The organism is Acidovorax sp. ST3, from assembly GCF_003231145.1.
GTDB lineage: Bacteria > Pseudomonadota > Gammaproteobacteria > Burkholderiales > Burkholderiaceae_C > Acidovorax.
Genome location: NZ_QKVP01000009.1, coordinates 1 through 20402 on the forward strand (window position 1 = coordinate 1; position 20402 = coordinate 20402).

The following is a 20402-nucleotide window of genomic DNA, read 5'->3' on the forward strand; positions in this document are numbered from 1 at the left end:
GGTGACAACGTGTCGATCACTGTGAAGCTGATCAACCCCATCGCCATGGAAGAAGGTCTGCGCTTCGCTATCCGCGAAGGCGGCCGCACCGTGGGCGCTGGCGTCGTGGCCAAGATCATTGCTTAATTCATAAGCAGAAAAGGAACTTGCCATGTCCAAGCAAAAAATCCGCATCCGCCTGAAGGCGTTTGATTACAAGCTGATCGACCAGTCCGCTGCCGAGATCGTTGACACCGCCAAGCGCACCGGCGCCATCGTCAAGGGTCCCGTGCCCCTGCCGACGCGCATGAAGCGTTTCGACATCCTGCGTTCGCCCCACGTCAACAAGACCAGCCGCGACCAGCTCGAAATCCGCACGCACCAGCGTCTGATGGACATCGTGGACCCTACGGACAAGACCGTGGACGCCCTGATGAAGCTCGACCTGCCCGCTGGCGTGGACGTCGAAATCAAGCTGCAGTGATGTAGCCGTAGCTGCTGCAAGGCGGACTCCTCCGCCTTGCGGTGACTGACATAACGCGAACTTGCTTGAAAAAGCGGTTCGCGTTATACTTTAGGGCTTCGCCTAATTTGCGTGCGTTTTCGCGCGTCGGTGGGTGGAGTTTTAATAACCCTCTTTCATGCACGCGAGTGCAACGCCGTGGCCAATTGAAGTTGCGGCGGTGGAAGTTTTGGAGAAACAAATGAGTCTGAGCAACTCCCTCGGGTTGCTGGGTCGCAAAGTGGGCATGATGCGTCTGTTCACCGATGATGGGGACGCAGTGCCTGTCACGGTGGTGGATGTGTCCAACAACCGCGTTACCCAGGTCAAAACCCAAGAGAACGATGGCTACGTGGCCCTGCAGGTCACGTTCGGTTCGCGCAAAGCATCGCGCGTGACCAAGCCAGAAGCCGGCCACCTTGCCAAGGCAGGTGTGGAAGCCGGTGAAATCATCCAGGAATTCCGCGTGACCGCAGAAACCGCCGGCAAGTACGCCGCGGGTGCTGCAGTGCCTGTGGCTGATGTGTTTGCTGTCGGCCAAAAGGTGGACGTGCAAGGCACCTCCATCGGTAAGGGCTACGCCGGTACCATCAAGCGTCACAACATGAGCTCGCAGCGCGCGTCGCACGGTAACAGCCGTTCGCACAACGTGCCTGGCTCGATCGGTATGGCACAAGACCCCGGTCGCGTGTTTCCCGGCAAGCGCATGACGGGCCACCTCGGCGATGTCACCAAGACCACGCAAAACCTCGATGTCATCCGCATCGACGAAGCGCGTCAACTGCTCTTGATCAAGGGCGCGATTCCGGGCTCCAAGGGTGGGTTCGTGACCGTGCGTCCCGCCATCAAGGCCAAAGCCTCCAAAGGAGCGAACTAATGCAGCTCGAACTCCTGAATGACCAAGGCCAAGGCGCATCCAAGCTGGATGTTCCCGAAACCGTGTTCGGTCGTGAATACAACGAAGATCTGGTGCACCAGATCGTGGTGGCCTACCAGGCCAACGCACGCCAAGGCACTCGCGCCCAGAAGGACCGCGAGCAAGTCCGTCACTCGACCAAGAAGCCTTTCAAGCAAAAGGGTACGGGTAACGCACGTGCAGGTATGACTTCCTCGCCACTGTGGCGTGGGGGCGGTCGGATTTTCCCGAACATGCCTGACGAAAATTTCACGCAGAAGATCAACAAGAAGATGTACCGCGCCGGTATGTCTGCCATCTTGTCGCAGCTGGCCCGCGAAGGTCGTCTGGCTGTGGTCGACTCGCTGAAGCTTGACTCCCCCAAGACCAAGGTCCTGGCCGACAAGTTCAAGGCGATGAACCTGCAATCGGTGATGGTGATTGCCGACGAAGTGGACGAAAACCTGTACCTGGCCTCGCGCAATCTGGTGAACGTGCTCGTCGTTGAGCCCCGTTACGCCGATCCCGTGTCGCTGGTGCGTTTCAAGAAAGTGCTCGTCACCAAGGGTGCAATCGACAAACTCAAGGAGATGTTCGCATGAGCACACTCAAGTTTGACGAAGGTCGTCTGATGCAAGTTCTGGTCGCTCCCATCGTGTCCGAAAAGGCCACCATGGTTGCCGAGAAGTCCAATGCAGTGACGTTCAAGGTGCTGCAGAACGCTACCAAGCCCGAAATCAAGGCCGCTGTGGAATTGATGTTCAAGGTGGAAGTCAAGGGCGTTTCTGTGGTGAACACCAAAGGCAAGACCAAGCGTTTCGGCAAGACTGTCGGCCGCCGCGACAATGTTCGCAAGGCATACGTCACGCTGCAGCCAGGTCAAGAGCTGAACCTCTCCGGGGAGGCCGCGTAATCATGGCTGTCGTTAAGATGAAACCTACCTCGCCCGGCCAACGTGCCGTGGTGAAGGTCACGCGTGACCACCTGTACAAGGGTGAAGCTTACGCCCCCCTGTTGGAGCCACAATTCCAGAAGGCCGGCCGTAACAACAATGGTCACATCACCACCCGTCACAAGGGCGGTGGCCACAAGCACCACTACCGTGTGGTGGACTTCAAGCGCAACAAGGACGGCATTCCGGCCAAGGTTGAGCGCATCGAGTACGACCCCAACCGTACGGCCCACATCGCTCTGGTGTGCTATGCCGACGGCGAGCGTCGCTACATCATCGCTCCTCGCAACCTGGAAGTGGGCGCAACCCTGCTGTCGGGTTCGGAAGCCCCGATCCGCGCTGGCAACACGCTGCCTATCCGCAACATCCCCGTGGGTTCGACCATCCACTGCATCGAGCTCAAGCCCGGTGCCGGTGCTCAGATCGCACGCTCGGCAGGTGCTTCGGCAACGCTGCTGGCCCGTGAAGGCGTGTACGCCCAGGTGCGTATGCGTTCTGGCGAAGTGCGCAAGATCCACATCGAATGCCGCGCCACCATTGGTGAAGTGGCCAACGAAGAACACAGCCTGCGCCAACTGGGCAAGGCCGGTGTGAAGCGCTGGATGGGTATTCGTCCTACGGTTCGCGGCGTGGCCATGAACCCGGTGGATCACCCTCACGGTGGTGGCGAAGGCCGCACCGGCGAAGGCCGCCATGCAGTCGATCCTTGGGGCAATCTGACCAAGGGTTATCGCACCCGTAACAACAAGCGCACACAGATCATGATCGTGTCGCGTCGCAAGAAGTAAGGGGTAACAGATGACTCGCTCTCTCAAAAAGGGTCCATTTGTTGACCATCACTTGCTGGCCAAGGTCGAAAAGGCCGTTGCCACCAAGGACAAGAAACCAGTCAAGACCTGGTCGCGTCGCTCCATGGTTCTGCCCGAGTTCATCGGTCTGACCATCGCCGTGCACAACGGCAAGCAACACGTGCCGGTCTATGTCACCGACCAGATGGTGGGCCACAAGCTGGGCGAATTCGCCCTGACGCGCACCTTCAAGGGTCACCCCGCTGACAAAAAAGCGAAGAAGTAAGGAACGACCATGTCTGAAACACGTGCAGTCCTCCGGGGCGTCCGTCTGTCGGTCGACAAGGGCCGTCTGGTCGCCGATCTGATCCGCGGCAAGAAAGTGGACCAGGCTCTGAACATCCTGAACTTCACGCAGAAAAAAGCTGCGGGAATCGTCAAGAAGGTTCTGGAGTCGGCCATCGCCAACGCCGAACACAACGATGGCGCTGACATCGACGAACTGAAGGTCAAGACCATCTACGTCGAACAAGGCACCACGCTCAAGCGCTTCACCGCGCGCGCCAAAGGCCGCGGCAACCGCATCAGCAAGCCCACGTGCCATGTGTACGTGACGGTTGGCAACTAAAGGCTCGGGAAGACTATGGGACAGAAAATCCATCCTACCGGCTTCCGCCTTGCGGTCAGCCGCAACTGGTCCAGCCGTTGGTACGCCAGCAACCGCGACTTCGCGGGCATGCTGGCCGAAGACATCAAGGTGCGTGAGTACCTGAAGGCCAAGCTCAAGAACGCGGCTGTGTCGCGCATCCTGATCGAGCGTCCTGCCAAGAACGCCCGCATCACCATTTACTCGGCACGTCCTGGTGTGGTGATCGGCAAGAAGGGCGAAGACATCGAGAACCTGAAGAAGGAACTCGCGTCGCGTCTGGGCGTGCCCGTCGCAGTGAACATCGAAGAAGTGCGCAAGCCTGAAATCGATGCCAAGCTGATCGCCGACAGCATCACGCAACAGCTCGAAAAGCGCATCATGTTCCGCCGCGCCATGAAGCGTGCCATGCAGAACGCCATGCGTCTGGGTGCCCAGGGCATCAAGATCATGTCGTCTGGTCGTCTGAACGGTATCGAAATCGCTCGCTGCGAGTGGTACCGCGAAGGCCGCGTACCACTTCACACGCTGCGTGCGGACATCGACTACGGCACTTCTGAAGCCAAGACCACCTACGGTGTGATCGGCGTCAAGGTCTGGGTCTACAAGGGTGACACGCTGGGTCGTAACGACCTGCCAGCCGTGGAAACGCCTCGTCCAGACGAAGAGCGCCGCCCACGCGGTCCACGCCGTGATGGCCGCCCAGGTGGCGATCGTCCAGGCGCCGGCCGTGGCCCACGTCGTCCTGTCGGTGGCAACACCGCTCCGGCCGACGGCAGCGACAAGCCCGCGGAAGCTGGTGGCGCTGATAACAATGCCGTTAAGCGCGTACGCAAGGTCGCCGCGCCCGCTACAGCAGCGGACGGTAAAGGAGAATAAAGATGCTGCAACCTGCTCGCCGTAAATACCGCAAAGAGCAAAAGGGCCGTAACACTGGCGTCGCAACGCGGGGTGCCTCCGTTGCTTTCGGTGATTTCGGTCTGAAGTGCACCGATCGTGGCCGTCTGACGGCCCGCCAGATCGAAGCTGCACGCCGTGCGATTTCCCGTCACGTCAAGCGTGGCGGCCGTATCTGGATTCGCGTATTCCCGGACAAGCCAATCTCTACCAAGCCCGCAGAAGTGCGTATGGGTAACGGTAAGGGTAACCCCGAGTACTACGTGGCTGAAATCCAGCCCGGCAAGATCGTGTTCGAAATCGTTGGTGTGCCCGAAGAACTGGCCCGCGAAGCGTTCCGCCTGGCTGCTGCCAAGCTGCCGCTGCGCACCACGTTCGTCAGCCGTCACCTCGGCGCGTAATTCAGGAGACCATGAAAATGACCAAAGCTACTGAACTGCGCCAAAAAGACGTTGCTGGCATCGAAGCCGAAATCAAGGCGCTGCAAAAGGCCCACTTCGGCCTGCGCATGCAAAAGGCTACGCAGCAACTGGGTAACACCAACACGCTGCGCACCACCCGCCGTGATATCGCACGTGCCAAGACCATCCTTGCTGAAAAGCAAGCCGCCAAGTAAGGAGCCCATATGACGGAACCTAAAAAATCCCTCAAGCGCACCTTGATTGGCAAGGTGGTCAGCGACAAGCGTCAAAAGACTGTGACCGTGCTGGTCGAGCGCCGTGTGAAGCACGAGCTCTACGGCAAGATCGTTGCGAAGTCGAGCAAGTACCACGCCCACGACGAAAAGGGCGAGTACAAGCTGGGTGACGTGATCGAAATCACCGAGAGCCGTCCGCTCTCCAAGACCAAGAACTGGGTGGCTACCCGCTTGGTGCAAAAGGCCGGCCTGCTGTAAACAGCTGTCCATGCCGGCTCCGGGGGCGCAAACCCCTGGGCGGCAAAGCCCTTCAAAACGACCCACAATGTGGGTCGTTTTGCTTTGTGGGCCTCCTTTTGATGCGAACGGTGCACAGACCGTGTCCAGGAGGAGTTTTGCGAGGCTTGGCGTTTTCGGGTTTCAACACCCCCATCCCAACATCCCAAGGAGAAAACAATGATCAAAGTCGGTGACACCCTGCCCGCAGCCACGCTGATGGAATATTCCGAAGTCGAGGGCGAAGGCTGCAGCATCGGCCCGAACCCCGTAGCGGTCGACAAGGCCACGGCCGGCAAGACGATTGCGCTGTTTGCCCTTCCTGGTGCCTTCACGCCCACCTGCTCGGCAAAGCATGTGCCCGGCTATGTGGAGAAGGCTGCCGAGTTCAAGGCGGCGGGTGTGGATGAGATCTGGTGTGTGAGCGTGAACGACGCGTTCGTGATGGGTGCCTGGGCCCGCGACCAGAAGACCGATGGCAAAGTGCGCATGCTGGGCGACGGCAGCGCCGCCTTCGCGCAAGCCACGGGCCTCACCCTGGACCTGACCTCGAAGGGCATGGGCCTGCGCAGCAACCGCTATTCGATGCTGGTGCGCGATGGCAAGGTGGTGACGCTCAACGTCGAAGCGCCAGGCAAGTTTGAAGTGAGCGACGCTGACACCCTGCTGGCCCAGGCCAAGGCGGCGTGACGCGCCACTGATTGCTATTGAATCGATAGCTGCTAGCGCATGTAAATCATGCGCTAGCGCCTCAAATGGTCAAAAAATATCGACCTTGAGGTAATGCGCCCCGGGTATGGGGTTGTGATAGTAGGGCGGGATTTCTTCAAAGCCCAGATCGGTGTACAGCGCGCGGGCTGACTCCATATCGTCCAGAGTGTCGAGCAATACGCAGGCGTACCCGGCCTGCCGCGCCCGGTCCAGCATGGCTTCGGCCAGCTCGCGGCCCAGGCCAAAGCCACGGAACGCCTTGCGCACATACAGTCGCTTCATCTCGCTGGCGTTGGGGTAATCGGCGTTGTCCAGCGGGCGCAGGGCACAACAGCCTGCCAAGGCGCCCTCCACTTCGGCGATCAGCAGGGCGCCACGGGGTTCGGCGTAGTCGCCCGGCAGTTGTGCCAGTTCGGACTCAAAGTCCTGAAAGCACAAGTCAACACCGAGGGTGCTGGCGTACTCGCGAAAGATGTCTCGGACCGCGTCCCACTCGGCGGGCGAGGAGGGGGTTCTCAGGGAGATGGAGGGCTTGTCCAAAGCGCAAGGCGTGCAAACAAAAGAGCCGCCAGTGTAGCGACTTCGTTCAGAACGCCGGTGCCGCCAGCGACGACACCCACCACGCCACGCCACCGCTCAGGGCAAACACCACCAAGGCTGCGATGCGGCTGCGGGCATCATCCCGCGATGGTGTTGCCGCCTCGGGCAGCGTCTTGTCGCCGTCCAGCATGGGGCGGATGAGCTGCTGCTTGCGCACGCGCACATAGAAGATGATGGCCAGTACATGCAGACCCACCAGCGACAGCACCAGGAACTGACCGATGTCCTTGTGGTAATTCGTGGCCAGCCCCACGACAGCGTTGGAGACATATTGGGTCAGGGGCCCGGCGAAGGCGATCTCATCGTCGCTCAGCAGGCCGGTGCCCACCTGGGCGGCCAGCACGGCCAGCAAAACGAACACCGACAACGCGCCCAGCGGGCTGTGTCCAATGCCGTCCTCCGGGTGGGGCGCGCCACGCAGGTACTGCACCAGCCGCGCGGGCGAGTACAGAAACGCTGAAAAACGCGACCAGCGCCCCCCCACCAATCCCCAGACCAGCCGGAACACCAGCAGCGCCAGCACCGTGTAGCCCAGGCGGAAATGCCAGACCATGGCGTTCCCCCCCACATTGGCCGTGATGACCAGCGCCACGATGCAGGCGGCCAGGGCCCAGTGAAAAATGCGGGTTGGAAGGTCCCAGATGCGTACGGTGTGCTGCGTCATGGTCGTCAGGGCTTTGTGCCAAAGTGGTGGGGGCGGAGGTGCCAGCGGCATTGTGCGACAGGGCGGCCTGGGCTGTAACCACCCCGCCACAGCACAACGGCGCCCAAACCGGCATACTGCGCAGGCTTGGAAGGCACCATTCTGTTCCACCCACGAAAAAGGAAGTTCCGATGAAAGCATTTGCTGCGTTGACCCTGGCGGCTGCGGCCCTGACCCTGTCCGCCCCCGCCTCCGCCCAATTTGCCAAAGCCGAAGATGCCATCAAATACCGCCAGAGCGCGCTGTTCGTGATGGGCCAGCATTTCGGACGCCTGGGCGCCATGGCCAATGGCCGCGCGCCTTTCGACGCCAAGGTGGCGCAGGAGAACGCCGACATCGTGGCCCAGATGGCCAAGCTGCCTTGGGCCGGCTTTGGCCCCGGCACCGACAAGGGCGCGCCCACCAAGGCGCTGCCAGAAATCTGGACCGAGCAGGCCAAGTTCAAGGAGCATTCCGAGAAGTTGGAGGCCGAGACCGTAAAACTTGCCGCCGCAGCCAAGACGGGCAACCTGGACAACCTCAAGACCGCCTTTGGGGCCACCGCAGGCACCTGCAAGGCCTGCCACGACAGCTTCCGCGCGAAGTAAAACAGAGGGCAGGGAGACGCCTTGCTATGTTTTACGTAGCATGCAGGGCATGATCCACTAGCGCAAAAGGCCAATTTCTCTCGAAATTGGCCTTTTTGATGCCCTGAACGGGCTGTGGTTCGTGTGAGGGCGGTGTGTCCGCCGCGCAGCTCAGGTTTCTGCCAGCAGCTTCTCGATCAACTGGTGCAGCTCCGGGAAATTGGGGGCGCCCACATAGGTCTTCACGATCTCGCCCCGCTTGTTCACGATGAAGGTGGAGGGCGTCAGTTGCACATCGCCCCAGGCCTTGGCCACTTTGCCGGTGTTGTCGATGGCCACCTGGAAAGGCAGCTTGCGTGTCTCGGCAAAGTTCACCACGTAGCTGGGCGGGTCGTAGCTCATGGCCACGGCCAGGGTGTCAAAACCCTTGCTGTTGTACTTGTTGTAGGTCGCGATGATCTCGGGCATTTCGGCCACGCAGGTGGTGCAGCTCGTGGCCCAGAAGTTGACCAGGGTGACCTTGCCTTTCAGGTCGGCGGTGGATTTGCTGGAGCCGTCCAGCAGCACGAAGGTCGATGCAGGCGCTTCGGCGCGGCCTGTGTCCAGGTACACATAGGCGCCCACAGCGGCAAACGCTGCCACCGCCACACCTGCTGCCCAATGCTTGATCGCCATGACTTCACCACCCATCCCAAAAGAAACACGGGGCCTGTGCCCCACCCCACATTGTGCCGGAGTGGCCCGCTCGCCGCGCGAGCGGCGCTCGCCACACCAAGGCTGGACTCGACTTTCCCGCAAAAGTTCGCCGCAGAACGCAGGGCAGGGCCGACATCGGGGACTCTGCCGATAATGCCTCGATGAAATGGACATTGACCGGGGCCGCCGCCCTGCTGATTGCGGGCTGCAGCCCCGCACTGAATTGGCGCACCGTGCCGCTGCCCGAAGCGGACCTGACCATCACCCTGCCGTGCAAGCCCGACCAGGCCACCCGCACCGTGGAGCTGGCCGGTGCACCGGTGGAACTGTCCATGGTGGGCTGTGACGCAGATGGCGCCACCTTTGCCGTGTCCCATGCCGCGTTGGCAGACCCTGCCCAGGTGGGCGCAGCGCTCACCCACTGGCGGGCTGCCATGCTGGCGCGCCTGGGGGCAGGGGCCGAAGCGGGCGCCAAAGACGTGCCCTACGCGCCGCGCGGCACCATGCCCCTGCCGCAGTCGGTGCGCACTGTGGCGCAGGGGCAGCGGCCCGATGGCAGTGCGGTGGTGGCGCAGGCCGTGTGGTTTGCGCGTGCCGCAGGGCCGCAGGTGCGGCTGTACCACGCTGTGGTCTACACCGCCAAGCCCCGGCCGGAGGTGGCCGACCAGTTCTTCGCCGGCCTGGCGCTGCCATGACGATGAGCGGCAGCGGCGGCGTATTGCCACGGCGGGCGGCCGTCATCGTCTTTCTGGCATTTGCCTTTGCCTACTTCTTGTCGGCGCTGGTGCGCGCCGTCACGGCCACCCTGGCGCCCACGTTGGCCCAGGAGTTCTCGCTGCACGCGCGGGATCTGGGGCTGCTGGCGGGAGGCTACTTTCTGGGCTTTTCGGCCACGCAGCTGCCGCTGGGTACCTGGCTGGACCGCCATGGGCCCAAAAAGGTCGCGCTGGGTTTTCTGGGCGTGGCCGTGGTGGGCAGCCTGGTGTTTTCGGCGGCCACAGGGTTTTCGGGGTTGCTCGCCGGGCGCGTGCTGTGCGGCGCGGGCGTCAGTGCTTGCCTGATGGCGCCGCTCACCGGCTACCGCCGGTGGCTGGAGCCGGTGGCGCAGATGCGGGCGAATTCGTGGATGTTGATGACAGGCTCGCTGGGCATGGTGGCCTCCACGCTGCCGGTGCAATGGGCCTTGCCGCTGGTGGGCTGGCGCCCGCTGTTCTGGGGGCTGGCGGTATTGATCGCGGTGTCGATGGTGGTGATTGCCCTGTGGGTGCCGGGCTGGGGCCCGGCGGGGCAGGCGCAGGCCGAGTCCGGCGCCGCAGAGGCCGTGCCCCAGGGCTATGGCGTGGTGTGGCGGCATCCCTATTTTCAGCGCCTCGCGCCGCTGGGGTTCTTCTGCTATGGCGGCATGGTGGCCATGCAGACGCTATGGGCCGGGCCATGGATGCAGCGTGTGGCGGGCTACACCGCGCTGGAGTCGGCCACAGGCCTGTTCTGGATCAACGTGTCCATGCTGTGCACCTTCTGGACCTGGGGCATGGTCAACCCCTGGCTGCTGCGCAAGGGGTTTGGGGCCGACCGGCTGATGGCCATGGGCTTGCCGATGTGTTCGGTGGTTCTGCTGGGCATCATCCTGGCCGGGCCCCAGGCCGGGGGAGGCGTTTGGGCGCTGTTCTGCGTGTCGTGCACCTTCGTGTCTTTGTCACAGCCCGCCGTGGCCATGGCGTTTCCGCAGGCGCTCGCTGGGCGGGCGCTGTCGGCCTACAACCTCGTGATTTTTGTGGGCGTATTTGTGGTGCAGTGGGGCATCGGACTGGCGGTGGACGCGTTTGCGGCCGCAGGGTTGGCCACCGTGCCCGCGTTCCAGGCGGCCATGGCGGTGTACCTGGCATGCAACGCCGGCGCCTACGCGTGGTTCCTGCTTCGGGGGCGGCGCCATAATGTGCTGACAACCCCCACACCATGAACACTTGCGCAACCACCGATGCAATCACCGGCCGCCTCTGCATGACCGGCCCTTCGTTGATCCCCGCGTGGCGTAAGTCGTGACCATGAGCCCCACCAGCATCCTCATCATTGCCCACGCCCCGCTGGCCCACGCGCTGCGCGAATGTGCGCTGCACGTGTTTGCCGACTGCGGCAGCAGCGTGGCTGCGCTTGATGTGCAGCCCAACCAACCCCCCGAAGAATCGCTGGCCCAGGCGCGCATCATGCTGGACCAGCTGGGTACCGACACCACCCTGGTGCTGACCGATGTGTTCGGTGCCACACCCTGCAACGTGGCGCAGCGCCTGGTCGATGGCGTGCGCTCGCGTCTGGTGACGGGCGTCAATTTGCCCATGCTGCTGCGCGCCGTGAGCTACCGGGCCGAGCCGCTCGACTCCGTGGTGAGCCGCGCCGTGGTGGGGGGCACCCAAGGGGTGATGCAGGTGGCCATTTCCGCGCCGCAGAACCAGAACCGCCGTAACCGACATGATCAAGACCCGTACGACCATCAGCAATAAACTGGGCCTGCACGCCCGTGCGTCAGCCAAGCTCACCAAGCTGGCCGGCAGCTTCCCGTGTGACGTTTTCATGAGCAAGGGAGAGCGCCGCATCAACGCCAAGAGCATCATGGGCGTGATGATGCTGGCCGCCGGGCTCGGCTCTGAAGTGGAGCTGGAAACCAACGGCGACCGCGAGCAAGAGGCGATGGACGCCCTGCTGGCGCTCATTGCCGACAAGTTTGGCGAGGGTGAATAAGCCTGCCCATCGCGCCCGTGTCCTGACCTCGTCGAACCATTGATCGCAACACCATGACCTTCTCCGTCCACGGCCTCGCAGTTGCACGCGGCATTGCCATTGGCCGGGCCGTGCTGGTGGCGTCCAGCCGGGTGGATGTGGCGCATTACTTTGTCGAGCCCTCCCAGGTCGAAGGTGAGATCGAGCGCGTGCGCCAGGGCCGCAATGCGGTGGTCGAGGAGCTGCAGCGCCTGCAGACCGACATGCCCGCCGACGCACCGCACGAGCTGACCGCGCTGCTGGACGTGCACCTGATGCTGCTGCAGGACGAGGCCCTCACCGGCGGCGTCAAGCACTGGATCACCGAGCGCCTGTACAACGCCGAGTGGGCGCTCACCACGCAGCTCGAAGTCATTGCGCGCCAGTTCGATGAGATGGAGGACGAGTACCTGCGCGAACGCAAGGCCGACCTTGAGCAGGTGGTCGAGCGCATCCTGCGCCACATGAAAGGCGTGGCCAGCCCGGTGGCGCCACCGGCCAGCAGCCCGCGCCGCCACAAGCAACTGGGTCTGCAGCAAGACCTGCTGCTGGACGACACGGTGGACGTGCCCCTGGTGCTGGTGGCGCACGACCTCTCACCCGCCGACATGCTGCAGTTCAAGCAAAGCGTGTTCGCGGGCTTTGTCACTGACGTGGGCGGCAAGACCAGCCACACGGCCATCGTCGCGCGCAGCATGGACATCCCTGCCGTGGTGGGTGCGCGCGCCGCCAGTCAGCTGGTGCGGCAGGACGACTGGGTCATCATCGACGGCGATGCGGGCGTGGTCATCGTCGATCCCTCGCCCATCATCCTGGCCGAATACGGCTTTCGCCAGCGCCAGGTCGAGCTGGAGCGCGAGCGCCTGGCGCGCCTGCGCCACACCCCCGCCATCACCATCGACGGTCACAAGATCGAGCTGCTGGCCAACATCGAGCAGCCCGGCGACGCCGCCGCCGCTGTGCGCGCAGGCGCCGTGGGGGTGGGCCTGTTCCGCAGCGAATTTTTGTTCATGGGCAAAAGCGGCAACCTGCCCGGCGAGGACGAGCAGTACCGCGCCTACTGCGAGGCCATCGACGGCATGCAGGGCCTGCCGGTCACCATCCGCACCATCGACGTGGGCGCCGACAAGCCGCTCGATAACAAGGCCCACAAGGACAACTACCTCAACCCCGCGCTGGGCCTGCGCGCCATCCGCTGGAGCCTGGCCGACCCGGCCATGTTCCGCACCCAGCTGCGCGCCGTGCTGCGCGCTGCGGCGCATGGCAAGGTCAACCTGCTGTTCCCCATGCTCGCGCACACGCACGAGATCCAGCAGACGCTCGCTCAGGTCGATCTGGCGCGGGGTGAGCTAGACGCGCGTGGCGAGCCCTACGGCCCGGTGCAGCTGGGCGCCATGATCGAGGTGCCCGCCGCCGCGCTCATGGTGCGCACCTTCCTCAAATACTTCGATTTCTTGTCCATCGGCACCAACGACCTGATCCAGTACACCCTGGCCATCGACCGTGCTGACGAGGCCGTGGCGCACCTGTACGACCCGCTGCACCCTGCCGTGCTCCGCCTGGTGGGCGATGTGATCGCCGAGGGCGAGCGCCAGGGCAAAAGCGTGTGTGTGTGCGGTGAGACGGCGGGCGACGTGACCATGACGCGCCTGCTGCTAGGACTGGGCCTGCGCAGCTTTTCCATGCACCCGGCGCAGATCCTGGCCGTCAAGCAGGAGGTGCTGCGCGCCGACACGCGCAAGCTCGCCCCCTGGGCCCAGCAGGTACTGGACGGCGACGAGCCCGCCGTGCTGCTCAAAGGCTGACGCCCTGGGATGCAGTAGCTATTTCAAAATTGATAGCTGCTGGGGCATATTCCACTAGCGCTATCGGCCTATTTGTCTATATTTTTTACTGCCGCAGGTGCGTTGATCCTTTACCATCAACGCGCCCGCATTCCCATCACCGCTGCGCTGATGATCATGGCGGTGGCCAGTGCAATGCTCCAGGTGAAGGTGCGGCCGCTCACCAAAATCAGCAGCGCCGTGGAGGCCAGCGGCGTGATGTAGCTCAGGATGCCGATGTGCCGTGCGTCCCCCAGCTTCAGCGCCTTGTCCCACATAAAGAACGACGCCCCCAGCGGCCCCAGCCCCAACACCGCCAGCAGCCCCCAGTCGCGCGGCTGCAGTGCCACGGCGGGCTCCAGCAGCCCATGGCATAGCAGCGACAGCACGCCAGACACCAGCCCGAAGAGGCCAATCGCCGTGGTGGGGAACGCTGCCACACGCTTGGTCATGAGCGAATAGGTGGCCCAGATGAAGGCGGCGGCCAGCGCGGGCAGGTAGCCCCAGGCCAGCGTGCCGCTCAACTCGCGTCCGCCTGCAATGGCGATGGCCGCGCCCCCAAACCCCAGCAGCGCCGCCAGTACATGCGGCAGTCGCAGTGCCACGCCCGGCAGCACCACGGGTGACAGCACCACGATGAACAGCGGCCACAGGTAGTTGACGAGGTTCGCCTCCACCGGCGGCGCGTGGCGCAGCGCGATGAACAGCAGAAAGTGGTACGCAAACAGGCCATACACGCCCAAGGCCAGCGTGCGCAGCGGAATGCGCCACTGCGACGGATCACGCAGCACAAAGGGCCATGCGGGCACGCTGCCGATGATGAGCGCAATGCCCGTGAGCAGGAAGGGCGGAATGTGGGTGAGGGACACCCCCAGCGAGGCGAGAGAAGCCCATAGCGCAATGGCGCCCAGGGCATAGAGGTTGGCTTGCATGGCGCCGAGCTTACGCGCGCCTGCTGTAGTGAATCGTCGCGCAACACCGGTGTGTCGTCGCGCGCCGAGGTTTTGATTCCATTTCTCAATCATCCGTGTCGTTGTTGCTTCGCCTAGCCGTGCTACAGCACTGTCTGCGGCTTCGCGCCTGGACACAAATGATTTGGAAATGGAATGAGAGGGTGCTGCCCGCAGTTGCCTGCCGTGATGTGTCGTTAAGCGTTGTGCTCGGCTCGGCGCAAGGCTGCAGTGAGGGCGGAAGGCGAGCGGTACCCAGTGCGCTGGGCCACCTCAGCCACCGCCATGCCGGTGCTGCGCAGCACCCGGGCCTGCGCCAGGCGCAAGCCGCGCAGCCAGGCCATGGCGCCTATGCCGTGGTCGTCCCGGCAGCGCGCGGCAAACTGGCTGGGGCTCAGGTGCACCTGCGCAGCCAGGTCGGCCACGGTCAGTTCCCGGTGCCACTGCTGGGCGGCCCACTGCTGCAGAGCGGCCCAGTCGATGGGGCGCCCGCGCGTGGGGCCAGGCGCGGATGCGTCGGCACGGGCGCTGGTGAGCCAGGCTTCCAGCAGCAGGGCGGGGCCATGGGCTTGCGCCAGCGGGCGGCCTTGTCGCAAAGCACTGGCCAGGTAGTGGGCCAGGGGCAACGCGTCGGCCGGTGGCGTGGTCGCACGGCGTGGGCTGGCGCACTGCGCCCAGTCGGCATGGGCGCTGTCGAGCACCAAGCACACGCTGCCACGGGTGGATTCAAAGTCGTGCCGGTCGCCCGGGGCGATCACGCAGCCGCCACCGGGCGCCACGCGCACGCCACGGCCCGCCACCTCCAGGTCCAGCGCTCCGGACAGGCCGAGCAGAATCTGGAAATGGTCATGGCTGTGGCTGCCCGGCGAGGCGCCGTAGTGTCGCAACGAGAGCAGACCATTCGGGCCCATGGGCGAGATCTGCGGACCGGACAGTACCTGCGGGCTTACTTACACGCCAGCCGCGTGCGCCTGCTGGTCTGCGTGGTAGCTGGAGCGCACCATGGCGCCCACGGCTGCGTGGCTGAAGCCCATCTTGTAGGCCTCTTCCTCGAACATCTTGAAGGTGTCGGGGTGCACGTAGCGGCGCACGGGCAGGTGGCTGTTGCTGGGCGCCAGATACTGACCAATGGTCAGCATGTCGATGTTGTGCTCGCGCATGTCGCGCATCACCTGCAGGATCTCTTCGTCCGTCTCGCCCAGGCCCACCATGATGCCGCTCTTGGTGGGCACGTTGGGGTGCAGCGCCTTGAACTTTTTCAGCAGGTTCAGGCTGAACTGGTAGTCCGAACCGGGACGCGCTTCCTTGTACAGGCGGGGCGCGGTTTCCAGGTTGTGGTTCATCACATCCGGGGGGGCTGCCTTGAGGATTTCGAGCGCGCGGTCATCGCGGCCACGGAAGTCGGGCACCAGGATTTCGATCTGCGTTTGGGGCGACAGCTCGCGGATGTTCTGGATGCACTCCACAAAATGGCCGCTGCCGCCGTCGCGCAGATCGTCGCGGTCCACGCTGGTGATCACCACGTATTTGAGCTTGAGCGCGGCGATGGTCTTGGCCAGGTTCAGCGGCTCGTCCTTGTCCAGCGGGTCGGGGCGGCCATGGCCCACGTCGCAGAACGGGCAGCGGCGCGTGCACTTGTCGCCCATGATCATGAAGGTGGCTGTGCCCTTGCCAAAGCATTCGCCGATGTTGGGGCACGAGGCTTCTTCGCACACCGTGTGCAGCTTGTGCTCGCGCAGGATGTCCTTGATCTCGTAGAAGCGCGTGGTGGGGCTGCCTGCCTTCACGCGTATCCACTCGGGCTTCTTGAGCACTTCGCCTTGCTCCACCTTGATCGGAATACGCGACAGCTTGGCCGCAGCCTTTTGCTTGGCCAGCGGGTTATAGGCTTCGGTGGATTGCGCTTCGCGGACGACTTCAGGGGTGCTCATGGCTGTAGGCAGAGTTCAGGGCGCCAACCGGATGCTGAGCTGCTGGCCCAGCACCTGCGCGGCTTCTTCCCAGGTGGTGTGGACCCCGATTGTAGAAAGGTCCACCGTTTTCAATCCTGCGTAACCGCAAGGGTTGATGCGGTCGTAAGGCTCCAGGTCCATGTCCACGTTCAGCGCCACGCCGTGGTAAGTGCAGTGGCGGCTGACCTTGATGCCCAGCGCCGCAATCTTGCCCAGGCCTTCGAAGTCGGGCGTGGGTGCGCCGGGCTCCGTACGTTTTTGGGGGCGTTGGGGCAGCATGGCGTGGCTGTGCGGGTCATCCAGACGCACGTAAATGCCGGGTGCACCGGCAACCCGGTGGCCTGTGATGCCGAAGTGCGCCAGCGTGCGGATCACGGCCTCTTCGACACGGTAGACGTATTCCTTGACGAAATAGCCCGCGCGTTGCAGGTCGACCAGTGGGTAGGCCACCACCTGACCGGGGCCGTGGAAGGTCACCTGTCCGCCCCGGTTGGTGGCGATGACGGGGATCTCGCCCGGGTCCAGCACATGGTCGCTTTTGCCTGCAATGCCCTGGGTGTAAAGCGGTGGGTGCTCACAAATCCAGAGCGTGTCAGCGTCTGTCGGCGTCCGTGTGGCTGTGTAGTCCTGCATGGCCTGCACGGTGCTGGCGTAGTCCACGCGGCCGAGCAGGCGGATGTCGATTGTCATGGCGCAGTCTGCAGGGGCAGCGGTTACAGCACCACTTTCACCATCGGGTGCGAGGACAGCGCGCGGTACAGGTCGTCCAGCTGCTCGCGGCTGGTCGCCGTGATAGTGATGGTTACGCCGAGGTAATTGCCCGCGCGGCTGTCGCGCAGTTCAATGGTGGCGGCGTCGAAGGTGGGGTCGAACTGGCGCGCCATTTCGGTCACGGCATGCACGAAGCCGTCCACCTTGGCGCCCATGACTTTGATTGGGAACTTGGAGGGGTATTCGATCAGCGAGTCTTTGCGTGGATCGGCGGCCTGGGGATCGAGGCCGTTGGCGGGCGGCGGATTGGAGGATGTCATGGTGATTAGCGGTGAGTGGGGTGCTGCGGTTTCGATAGCTGGCGACGCACTGTCATTGTGCGCCACAGGCGCGTTCGGCTCTTCTCGCCGCCCGTTCGGCGTGCGCCAGATCGGTGCATGGCGAGGCTGTTTTGAGCGCGCCAGTGCCGTTGGCACGTCACCACAACGGGGCGGGCACACACGCAACCCGCCGACGCGTTTGCGGGTTTTTGTCTGGTGCCATGGGTTTTTACTTATAATTAGAGGCTTTGTAAAAGTTGCGGTCTGTAACGCGGGCGTCATTTATCAATGAAAACAATCCCGCCAGAGACTGAAACTGAGGCTGAAGAATCTGACTTCAAGCCCCTGACGGCCCAAGAGGCGCAGCAGTGGCGCAGTCGCCATCCGCCCCTCTCGGTGTGGAAGGTGGTGGCAGGTCAGGCGCTGGTCGGAATGCTGGTGGCCCTGGTGGCCTGGGTTCTGACGGGCAGGGCGGTGGTGGGCTGCTCTGCAGCCTACGGCGCTCTGGCAGTGGTGGCTCCGGCCGCACTGTTTGCCCGCGGTGTGTTGCGCCACAAGGCGTCATCCAATCCGCGGGCTGCCATGGTGGGGTTCTTTGGGTGGGAAATCGCCAAGATCATGTTGACGGTGGCGCTGCTGGCGGCGGCACCTCGGCTGGTGCCGGGCTTGAGCTGGATTGCCTTGCTGGTTGGCATGGTGGTCGCAATGAAAACGTACTGGGTGGCACTGTTGGTGCGGCCTGGTGTCCGAAAAACCGATTGATAGAGAGAAGAGTTGTCCGATGGCCGCAGAAGCGCACGCTCCGACTGCAAGTGAATACATCGTTCACCACCTGCAGCATCTTCAAAACGTCAACCAGACCAAGATTGTTGATTTCACTGTCATCAACTACGACTCGATCATCGTCGGTTTGGTTCTGGGTGCGCTCACCCTTTTGATTCTGTGGTCAGCTGCCCGTAAGGCAACCTCTGGTGTGCCTGGTCGCTTTCAGGCTGCGGTCGAGATGCTGGTCGAGATGGTGGACAACCAGGCCAAGGCCAACATCCACAACGCCGAAAGCCGCAAGTTCATCGCTCCCCTGGGTCTGACGGTGTTCGTCTGGATCTTCTTGATGAACTTCATGGACATGCTGCCTGTGGACCTGCTGCCCGCCATCTGGGCCAAGATCTACGGCGCTGCAGGCCACGATCCCCATCACGCTTACCTGCGTGTTGTGCCCACAGCCGATCTGTCCACCACGCTGGGCCTCGCTTTCGCTATCCTGATCCTGCGCTTCTGGTACAGCGTCAAGATCAAGGGCGCCGGCGGCTGGGCGCACGAACTGGTGTCGGCTCCTTTTGGCACTAGCAAGAATCCTATCTTCGCCCTGATCCTGGGCGTGGTGAATCTGCTCATGCAGATCATTGAATATGTCGCCAACACCGTGTCCCATGGCATGCGGTTGTTCGGCAACATGTACGCTGGCGAACTGGTGTTCATGCTCATCGCCCTCATGGGTGGTGCTGCGGCCCTGTCGCTGTCGGGTGTGCTGCTGCCTGTGGGCCACGTCATCGCTGGCACCATCTGGACGCTGTTCCACATTTTGGTGATCTCGCTGCAAGCATTCATCTTCATGATGCTCGCGCTGATCTACCTTGGTCAGGCGCACAACGCGCACTAAGTTTCCCTTTCGTTTTTTCTTTCCTTAACTTTTCTTTTTTAACTCAGGAGTCATCATGGAAAACATTCTCGGTCTCGTCGCTCTGGCTTGTGGTCTGATCGTTGGTCTGGGCGCTATCGGCGCTTCCATCGGCATCGCCCTGATGGGTGGCAAGTTCCTCGAATCGTCGGCACGTCAGCCTGAACTGATCAACGAACTGCAAACCAAGATGTTCATCTTGGCTGGTCTGATCGACGCTGCGTTCCTGATCGGTGTGGCTATCGCCCTGCTGTTCGCTTTCGCCAACCCCTTCGTTTCCACGCTCTTGGCCAACCTGCCCAAGTAATTCCCGTTCAACGCCACTTTAGAAAGGTGTTGCCGTGAGTATCAATGCGACCCTGTTCATTCAGGCCATCGTCTTCCTGATCCTCGTGTGGTTCACGATGAAATTCGTGTGGCCTCCGATCGCGAAGGCGTTGGATGAACGAGCCCAGAAAATCGCCGATGGCCTCGCAGCTGCCGACCGTGCCAAATCCGAACTGACCGCTGCCAACCAGCGCGTTGAAAAGGAACTGTCACAGGCGCGCAACGAAACGGCCTCGCGTCTTGCGGACGCCGACCGTCGTGCCCAGGCCATCATCGAAGAAGCCAAGGCCCGCGCCACAGAGGAAGGCAACAAGATTGTTGCTGCAGCCCGCGCCGAAGCCGAGCAGCAGACGGTCCAAGCCCGCGAAGCCCTGCGTGAGCAGGTGGCAGCGCTGGCCGTCAAGGGTGCCGAGCAGATTCTCCGCAAGGAAGTCAATGCTGGCGTCCATGCCGACCTGCTCAACCGCCTGAAGACCGAGCTGTAAGGGGACACACATGGCTGAACTCGCCACCATTGCCCGCCCTTACGCCGATGCCTTGTTCAAGGCTGCCACTGCGGGCGCGGGCGTCGATCTGGGCAGCACCGCTGCCTGGATGGACGAACTGGCGGCGATTGCCGCCAACCCCCAGCTGCGTCAGTTGGCGGACAACCCCAAGGTGACGGCAGACCAGGTGTTCGCCGTATTCACCGGGGTCGCCCGCTCGGCCCTGCCGGATATGGCCAAAAATTTCCTGCGCACAGTCATCGACAACGGACGCATTGATGCGCTCCCGGAAGTGGCTGCGCAGTTTCGTGCCCTCGTGAATCGTCGCAACGGCTCCTCGGATGCCGTCGTGTACAGCGCATTTCCGATGGACAGTGCTGCACTGTCCGAGGTCAGCGCAGCGCTGGAAAAGCGCTTCGGCCGCAAGCTCAATCTCGCTGTACAGCTGGATGAGTCCCTGATCGGTGGTATTCGCGTAGTGGTGGGTGACGAGGTGCTGGACACTTCGGTCAAGGCCCGTCTTGAACAAATGAAAGCGGCCCTCGTTGCGTAAC

31 protein-coding genes and 1 pseudogene are annotated in these 20402 nt (G+C 62.9%); 24 read left to right on the forward strand and 8 right to left on the reverse strand.

Translation table 11 applies throughout. From position 1 onward, the window contains the following. The 13 genes and pseudogenes from DNK89_RS22875 to DNK89_RS22935 form a co-directional block, all read left to right on the forward strand. Positions 1 to 126, forward strand: a pseudogene (locus DNK89_RS22875) (elongation factor Tu); the annotation flags it as partial. Between the two features lie 25 nt (positions 127 to 151). Beyond that, the gene (gene rpsJ / locus DNK89_RS22880) at positions 152 to 463 is read left to right on the forward strand and encodes a 30S ribosomal protein S10 (protein WP_005796953.1); all 312 of its coding nucleotides are present in this window, start codon (positions 152 to 154) and stop codon (positions 461 to 463) included. 220 nt (positions 464 to 683) lie between these two features. Further along, the gene (rplC, locus tag DNK89_RS22885; RefSeq protein WP_015012188.1) at positions 684 to 1358 is read left to right on the forward strand and encodes a 50S ribosomal protein L3; all 675 of its coding nucleotides are present in this window, start codon (positions 684 to 686) and stop codon (positions 1356 to 1358) included. Then, positions 1358 to 1978: a 50S ribosomal protein L4 gene (gene rplD, locus DNK89_RS22890; RefSeq protein ID WP_008906425.1), complete on the forward strand. Its 621-nt coding sequence runs from the start codon at positions 1358 to 1360 to the stop codon at positions 1976 to 1978. Before rplC ends, rplD begins: the two co-directional genes overlap by 1 nt. Further along, complete coding sequence (gene rplW / locus DNK89_RS22895) at positions 1975 to 2289, forward strand: 50S ribosomal protein L23 (RefSeq protein WP_007847815.1); 315 nt, start codon at positions 1975 to 1977, stop codon at positions 2287 to 2289. Before rplD ends, rplW begins: the two co-directional genes overlap by 4 nt. A gap of 2 nt (positions 2290 to 2291) precedes the next feature. Next, positions 2292 to 3116 carry a 50S ribosomal protein L2 gene (gene rplB / locus DNK89_RS22900; RefSeq protein ID WP_008906426.1) on the forward strand — a complete coding sequence of 275 codons (825 nt, stop codon included), beginning with the start codon at positions 2292 to 2294 and terminating at the stop codon, positions 3114 to 3116. Positions 3117 to 3126: 10 nt separating this feature from the next. Further along, positions 3127 to 3402, forward strand: a complete 276-nt coding sequence (rpsS, locus tag DNK89_RS22905; protein WP_010467177.1) for a 30S ribosomal protein S19 — start codon at positions 3127 to 3129, stop codon at positions 3400 to 3402. Between the two features lie 9 nt (positions 3403 to 3411). After that, on the forward strand, positions 3412 to 3744 hold the full coding sequence (gene rplV, locus DNK89_RS22910; protein WP_007847806.1) for a 50S ribosomal protein L22: 333 nt from the start codon (positions 3412 to 3414) through the stop codon (positions 3742 to 3744). Between the two features lie 15 nt (positions 3745 to 3759). Further along, positions 3760 to 4641 (forward strand): 30S ribosomal protein S3, encoded by an 882-nt coding sequence (rpsC, locus tag DNK89_RS22915; RefSeq protein WP_015012189.1) that lies wholly within the window; start codon positions 3760 to 3762, stop codon positions 4639 to 4641. 2 nt (positions 4642 to 4643) lie between these two features. Then, positions 4644 to 5060 carry a 50S ribosomal protein L16 gene (gene rplP, locus DNK89_RS22920; protein ID WP_015012190.1) on the forward strand — a complete coding sequence of 139 codons (417 nt, stop codon included), beginning with the start codon at positions 4644 to 4646 and terminating at the stop codon, positions 5058 to 5060. Between the two features lie 17 nt (positions 5061 to 5077). Continuing rightward, complete coding sequence (gene rpmC, locus DNK89_RS22925) at positions 5078 to 5275, forward strand: 50S ribosomal protein L29 (protein WP_015012191.1); 198 nt, start codon at positions 5078 to 5080, stop codon at positions 5273 to 5275. A 9-nt stretch (positions 5276 to 5284) separates the two neighbouring features. Next, positions 5285 to 5554, forward strand: a complete 270-nt coding sequence (gene rpsQ / locus DNK89_RS22930; RefSeq protein ID WP_015012192.1) for a 30S ribosomal protein S17 — start codon at positions 5285 to 5287, stop codon at positions 5552 to 5554. Positions 5555 to 5752: 198 nt separating this feature from the next. Further along, positions 5753 to 6262: a peroxiredoxin gene (locus DNK89_RS22935; RefSeq protein ID WP_015012193.1), complete on the forward strand. Its 510-nt coding sequence runs from the start codon at positions 5753 to 5755 to the stop codon at positions 6260 to 6262. Positions 6263 to 6331: 69 nt separating this feature from the next. Here DNK89_RS22935 and DNK89_RS22940 read toward each other — a convergent pair whose 3' ends face one another. Next, positions 6332 to 6823, reverse strand: a complete 492-nt coding sequence (locus DNK89_RS22940; RefSeq protein ID WP_043565068.1) for a GNAT family N-acetyltransferase — start codon at positions 6821 to 6823, stop codon at positions 6332 to 6334. A 46-nt stretch (positions 6824 to 6869) separates the two neighbouring features. After that, positions 6870 to 7547: a cytochrome b/b6 domain-containing protein gene (locus tag DNK89_RS22945; RefSeq protein ID WP_110961974.1), complete on the reverse strand. Its 678-nt coding sequence runs from the start codon at positions 7545 to 7547 to the stop codon at positions 6870 to 6872. Positions 7548 to 7717: 170 nt separating this feature from the next. Here DNK89_RS22945 and DNK89_RS22950 point away from each other — a divergent pair, with 170 nt between their 5' ends. Further along, positions 7718 to 8173: a cytochrome c gene (locus tag DNK89_RS22950; protein WP_110961975.1), complete on the forward strand. Its 456-nt coding sequence runs from the start codon at positions 7718 to 7720 to the stop codon at positions 8171 to 8173. A gap of 150 nt (positions 8174 to 8323) precedes the next feature. Here the strand turns inward: DNK89_RS22950 and DNK89_RS22955 are convergent, their stop codons facing one another. Continuing rightward, entirely contained in the window at positions 8324 to 8827 is a 504-nt protein-coding gene (locus DNK89_RS22955) for a TlpA disulfide reductase family protein (RefSeq protein ID WP_110961992.1), read from the reverse strand. A gap of 182 nt (positions 8828 to 9009) precedes the next feature. Between DNK89_RS22955 and DNK89_RS22960 the strand changes: the two genes are divergently transcribed. From DNK89_RS22960 to ptsP, 5 genes are all read left to right on the forward strand, one after another. Then, positions 9010 to 9543 carry a hypothetical protein gene (locus DNK89_RS22960; protein ID WP_110961976.1) on the forward strand — a complete coding sequence of 178 codons (534 nt, stop codon included), beginning with the start codon at positions 9010 to 9012 and terminating at the stop codon, positions 9541 to 9543. Between the two features lie 2 nt (positions 9544 to 9545). Further along, a complete protein-coding gene (locus DNK89_RS22965; protein ID WP_110961977.1) occupies positions 9546 to 10808 on the forward strand; it encodes an MFS transporter in 1263 nt (420 codons plus the stop codon). A gap of 85 nt (positions 10809 to 10893) precedes the next feature. Then, positions 10894 to 11346, forward strand: coding sequence for a PTS sugar transporter subunit IIA (locus tag DNK89_RS22970; protein WP_015012200.1), 453 nt, complete (start codon positions 10894 to 10896; stop codon positions 11344 to 11346). Further along, positions 11315 to 11584, forward strand: coding sequence for an HPr family phosphocarrier protein (locus DNK89_RS22975; protein ID WP_056058887.1), 270 nt, complete (start codon positions 11315 to 11317; stop codon positions 11582 to 11584). Before DNK89_RS22970 ends, DNK89_RS22975 begins: the two co-directional genes overlap by 32 nt. 53 nt (positions 11585 to 11637) lie before the next feature. Beyond that, complete coding sequence (gene ptsP, locus DNK89_RS22980; protein WP_110961978.1) at positions 11638 to 13407, forward strand: phosphoenolpyruvate--protein phosphotransferase; 1770 nt, start codon at positions 11638 to 11640, stop codon at positions 13405 to 13407. A gap of 116 nt (positions 13408 to 13523) precedes the next feature. Here the strand turns inward: ptsP and DNK89_RS22985 are convergent, their stop codons facing one another. The 5 genes from DNK89_RS22985 to DNK89_RS23005 all read right to left on the reverse strand — a co-directional run bounded on the left by DNK89_RS22985 (position 13524) and on the right by DNK89_RS23005 (position 17358). Then, positions 13524 to 14357: a DMT family transporter gene (locus DNK89_RS22985; RefSeq protein WP_110961979.1), complete on the reverse strand. Its 834-nt coding sequence runs from the start codon at positions 14355 to 14357 to the stop codon at positions 13524 to 13526. A 215-nt stretch (positions 14358 to 14572) separates the two neighbouring features. Beyond that, positions 14573 to 15286 carry an AraC family transcriptional regulator gene (locus tag DNK89_RS22990; protein ID WP_110961980.1) on the reverse strand — a complete coding sequence of 238 codons (714 nt, stop codon included), beginning with the start codon at positions 15284 to 15286 and terminating at the stop codon, positions 14573 to 14575. Between the two features lie 39 nt (positions 15287 to 15325). Further along, complete coding sequence (gene lipA / locus DNK89_RS22995) at positions 15326 to 16306, reverse strand: lipoyl synthase (RefSeq protein ID WP_015012205.1); 981 nt, start codon at positions 16304 to 16306, stop codon at positions 15326 to 15328. A 15-nt stretch (positions 16307 to 16321) separates the two neighbouring features. Next, positions 16322 to 17017, reverse strand: coding sequence for a lipoyl(octanoyl) transferase LipB (lipB, locus tag DNK89_RS23000; RefSeq protein WP_110961981.1), 696 nt, complete (start codon positions 17015 to 17017; stop codon positions 16322 to 16324). Positions 17018 to 17040: 23 nt separating this feature from the next. Beyond that, positions 17041 to 17358 carry a YbeD family protein gene (locus DNK89_RS23005; RefSeq protein WP_110961982.1) on the reverse strand — a complete coding sequence of 106 codons (318 nt, stop codon included), beginning with the start codon at positions 17356 to 17358 and terminating at the stop codon, positions 17041 to 17043. Between the two features lie 288 nt (positions 17359 to 17646). Here DNK89_RS23005 and DNK89_RS23010 point away from each other — a divergent pair, with 288 nt between their 5' ends. Genes DNK89_RS23010 through DNK89_RS23030 form a run of 5 tightly spaced genes read left to right on the forward strand, consistent with a single transcriptional unit; the run spans position 17647 to position 20401 of the window. Further along, positions 17647 to 18120, forward strand: coding sequence for an ATP synthase subunit I (locus DNK89_RS23010; RefSeq protein ID WP_110961983.1), 474 nt, complete (start codon positions 17647 to 17649; stop codon positions 18118 to 18120). Between the two features lie 19 nt (positions 18121 to 18139). Then, a complete protein-coding gene (atpB, locus tag DNK89_RS23015; RefSeq protein ID WP_015012209.1) occupies positions 18140 to 19018 on the forward strand; it encodes a F0F1 ATP synthase subunit A in 879 nt (292 codons plus the stop codon). A 55-nt stretch (positions 19019 to 19073) separates the two neighbouring features. Then, positions 19074 to 19343, forward strand: a complete 270-nt coding sequence (gene atpE / locus DNK89_RS23020; RefSeq protein WP_015012210.1) for a F0F1 ATP synthase subunit C — start codon at positions 19074 to 19076, stop codon at positions 19341 to 19343. Positions 19344 to 19377: 34 nt separating this feature from the next. Further along, complete coding sequence (locus tag DNK89_RS23025) at positions 19378 to 19848, forward strand: F0F1 ATP synthase subunit B (protein WP_015012211.1); 471 nt, start codon at positions 19378 to 19380, stop codon at positions 19846 to 19848. 10 nt (positions 19849 to 19858) lie between these two features. After that, a complete protein-coding gene (locus DNK89_RS23030) occupies positions 19859 to 20401 on the forward strand; it encodes a F0F1 ATP synthase subunit delta (RefSeq protein WP_015012212.1) in 543 nt (180 codons plus the stop codon). Position 20402 lies beyond the last annotated feature (1 nt).

What these genes read in the sequence shown, in the direction of transcription:
- DNK89_RS22985 (WP_110961979.1), bottom strand. Translation starts at nt 14,357, where the DNA reads ATGCAAGCCAACCTCTATGCCCTGGGCGCCATTGCGCTATGGGCTTCT.
- rplD (WP_008906425.1), top strand. Translation starts at nt 1,358, where the DNA reads ATGCAGCTCGAACTCCTGAATGACCAAGGCCAAGGCGCATCCAAGCTG.
- DNK89_RS22955 (WP_110961992.1), bottom strand. Translation starts at nt 8,827, where the DNA reads ATGGCGATCAAGCATTGGGCAGCAGGTGTGGCGGTGGCAGCGTTTGCC.
- lipB (WP_110961981.1), bottom strand. Translation starts at nt 17,017, where the DNA reads ATGACAATCGACATCCGCCTGCTCGGCCGCGTGGACTACGCCAGCACC.
- atpE (WP_015012210.1), top strand. Translation starts at nt 19,074, where the DNA reads ATGGAAAACATTCTCGGTCTCGTCGCTCTGGCTTGTGGTCTGATCGTT.
- rpsC (WP_015012189.1), top strand. Translation starts at nt 3,760, where the DNA reads ATGGGACAGAAAATCCATCCTACCGGCTTCCGCCTTGCGGTCAGCCGC.
- DNK89_RS23005 (WP_110961982.1), bottom strand. Translation starts at nt 17,358, where the DNA reads ATGACATCCTCCAATCCGCCGCCCGCCAACGGCCTCGATCCCCAGGCC.
- DNK89_RS22970 (WP_015012200.1), top strand. Translation starts at nt 10,894, where the DNA reads ATGAGCCCCACCAGCATCCTCATCATTGCCCACGCCCCGCTGGCCCAC.
- ptsP (WP_110961978.1), top strand. Translation starts at nt 11,638, where the DNA reads ATGACCTTCTCCGTCCACGGCCTCGCAGTTGCACGCGGCATTGCCATT.
- DNK89_RS22965 (WP_110961977.1), top strand. Translation starts at nt 9,546, where the DNA reads ATGAGCGGCAGCGGCGGCGTATTGCCACGGCGGGCGGCCGTCATCGTC.
- rplB (WP_008906426.1), top strand. Translation starts at nt 2,292, where the DNA reads ATGGCTGTCGTTAAGATGAAACCTACCTCGCCCGGCCAACGTGCCGTG.
- rplV (WP_007847806.1), top strand. Translation starts at nt 3,412, where the DNA reads ATGTCTGAAACACGTGCAGTCCTCCGGGGCGTCCGTCTGTCGGTCGAC.
- DNK89_RS22975 (WP_056058887.1), top strand. Translation starts at nt 11,315, where the DNA reads ATGATCAAGACCCGTACGACCATCAGCAATAAACTGGGCCTGCACGCC.
- DNK89_RS22990 (WP_110961980.1), bottom strand. Translation starts at nt 15,286, where the DNA reads ATGGGCCCGAATGGTCTGCTCTCGTTGCGACACTACGGCGCCTCGCCG.
- rpsQ (WP_015012192.1), top strand. Translation starts at nt 5,285, where the DNA reads ATGACGGAACCTAAAAAATCCCTCAAGCGCACCTTGATTGGCAAGGTG.
- DNK89_RS22960 (WP_110961976.1), top strand. Translation starts at nt 9,010, where the DNA reads ATGAAATGGACATTGACCGGGGCCGCCGCCCTGCTGATTGCGGGCTGC.
- rpmC (WP_015012191.1), top strand. Translation starts at nt 5,078, where the DNA reads ATGACCAAAGCTACTGAACTGCGCCAAAAAGACGTTGCTGGCATCGAA.
- rplP (WP_015012190.1), top strand. Translation starts at nt 4,644, where the DNA reads ATGCTGCAACCTGCTCGCCGTAAATACCGCAAAGAGCAAAAGGGCCGT.
- DNK89_RS22950 (WP_110961975.1), top strand. Translation starts at nt 7,718, where the DNA reads ATGAAAGCATTTGCTGCGTTGACCCTGGCGGCTGCGGCCCTGACCCTG.
- rpsS (WP_010467177.1), top strand. Translation starts at nt 3,127, where the DNA reads ATGACTCGCTCTCTCAAAAAGGGTCCATTTGTTGACCATCACTTGCTG.
- DNK89_RS22935 (WP_015012193.1), top strand. Translation starts at nt 5,753, where the DNA reads ATGATCAAAGTCGGTGACACCCTGCCCGCAGCCACGCTGATGGAATAT.
- DNK89_RS23030 (WP_015012212.1), top strand. Translation starts at nt 19,859, where the DNA reads ATGGCTGAACTCGCCACCATTGCCCGCCCTTACGCCGATGCCTTGTTC.
- lipA (WP_015012205.1), bottom strand. Translation starts at nt 16,306, where the DNA reads ATGAGCACCCCTGAAGTCGTCCGCGAAGCGCAATCCACCGAAGCCTAT.
- DNK89_RS23010 (WP_110961983.1), top strand. Translation starts at nt 17,647, where the DNA reads ATGAAAACAATCCCGCCAGAGACTGAAACTGAGGCTGAAGAATCTGAC.
- atpB (WP_015012209.1), top strand. Translation starts at nt 18,140, where the DNA reads ATGGCCGCAGAAGCGCACGCTCCGACTGCAAGTGAATACATCGTTCAC.
- rplC (WP_015012188.1), top strand. Translation starts at nt 684, where the DNA reads ATGAGTCTGAGCAACTCCCTCGGGTTGCTGGGTCGCAAAGTGGGCATG.
- rplW (WP_007847815.1), top strand. Translation starts at nt 1,975, where the DNA reads ATGAGCACACTCAAGTTTGACGAAGGTCGTCTGATGCAAGTTCTGGTC.
- DNK89_RS22945 (WP_110961974.1), bottom strand. Translation starts at nt 7,547, where the DNA reads ATGACGCAGCACACCGTACGCATCTGGGACCTTCCAACCCGCATTTTT.
- rpsJ (WP_005796953.1), top strand. Translation starts at nt 152, where the DNA reads ATGTCCAAGCAAAAAATCCGCATCCGCCTGAAGGCGTTTGATTACAAG.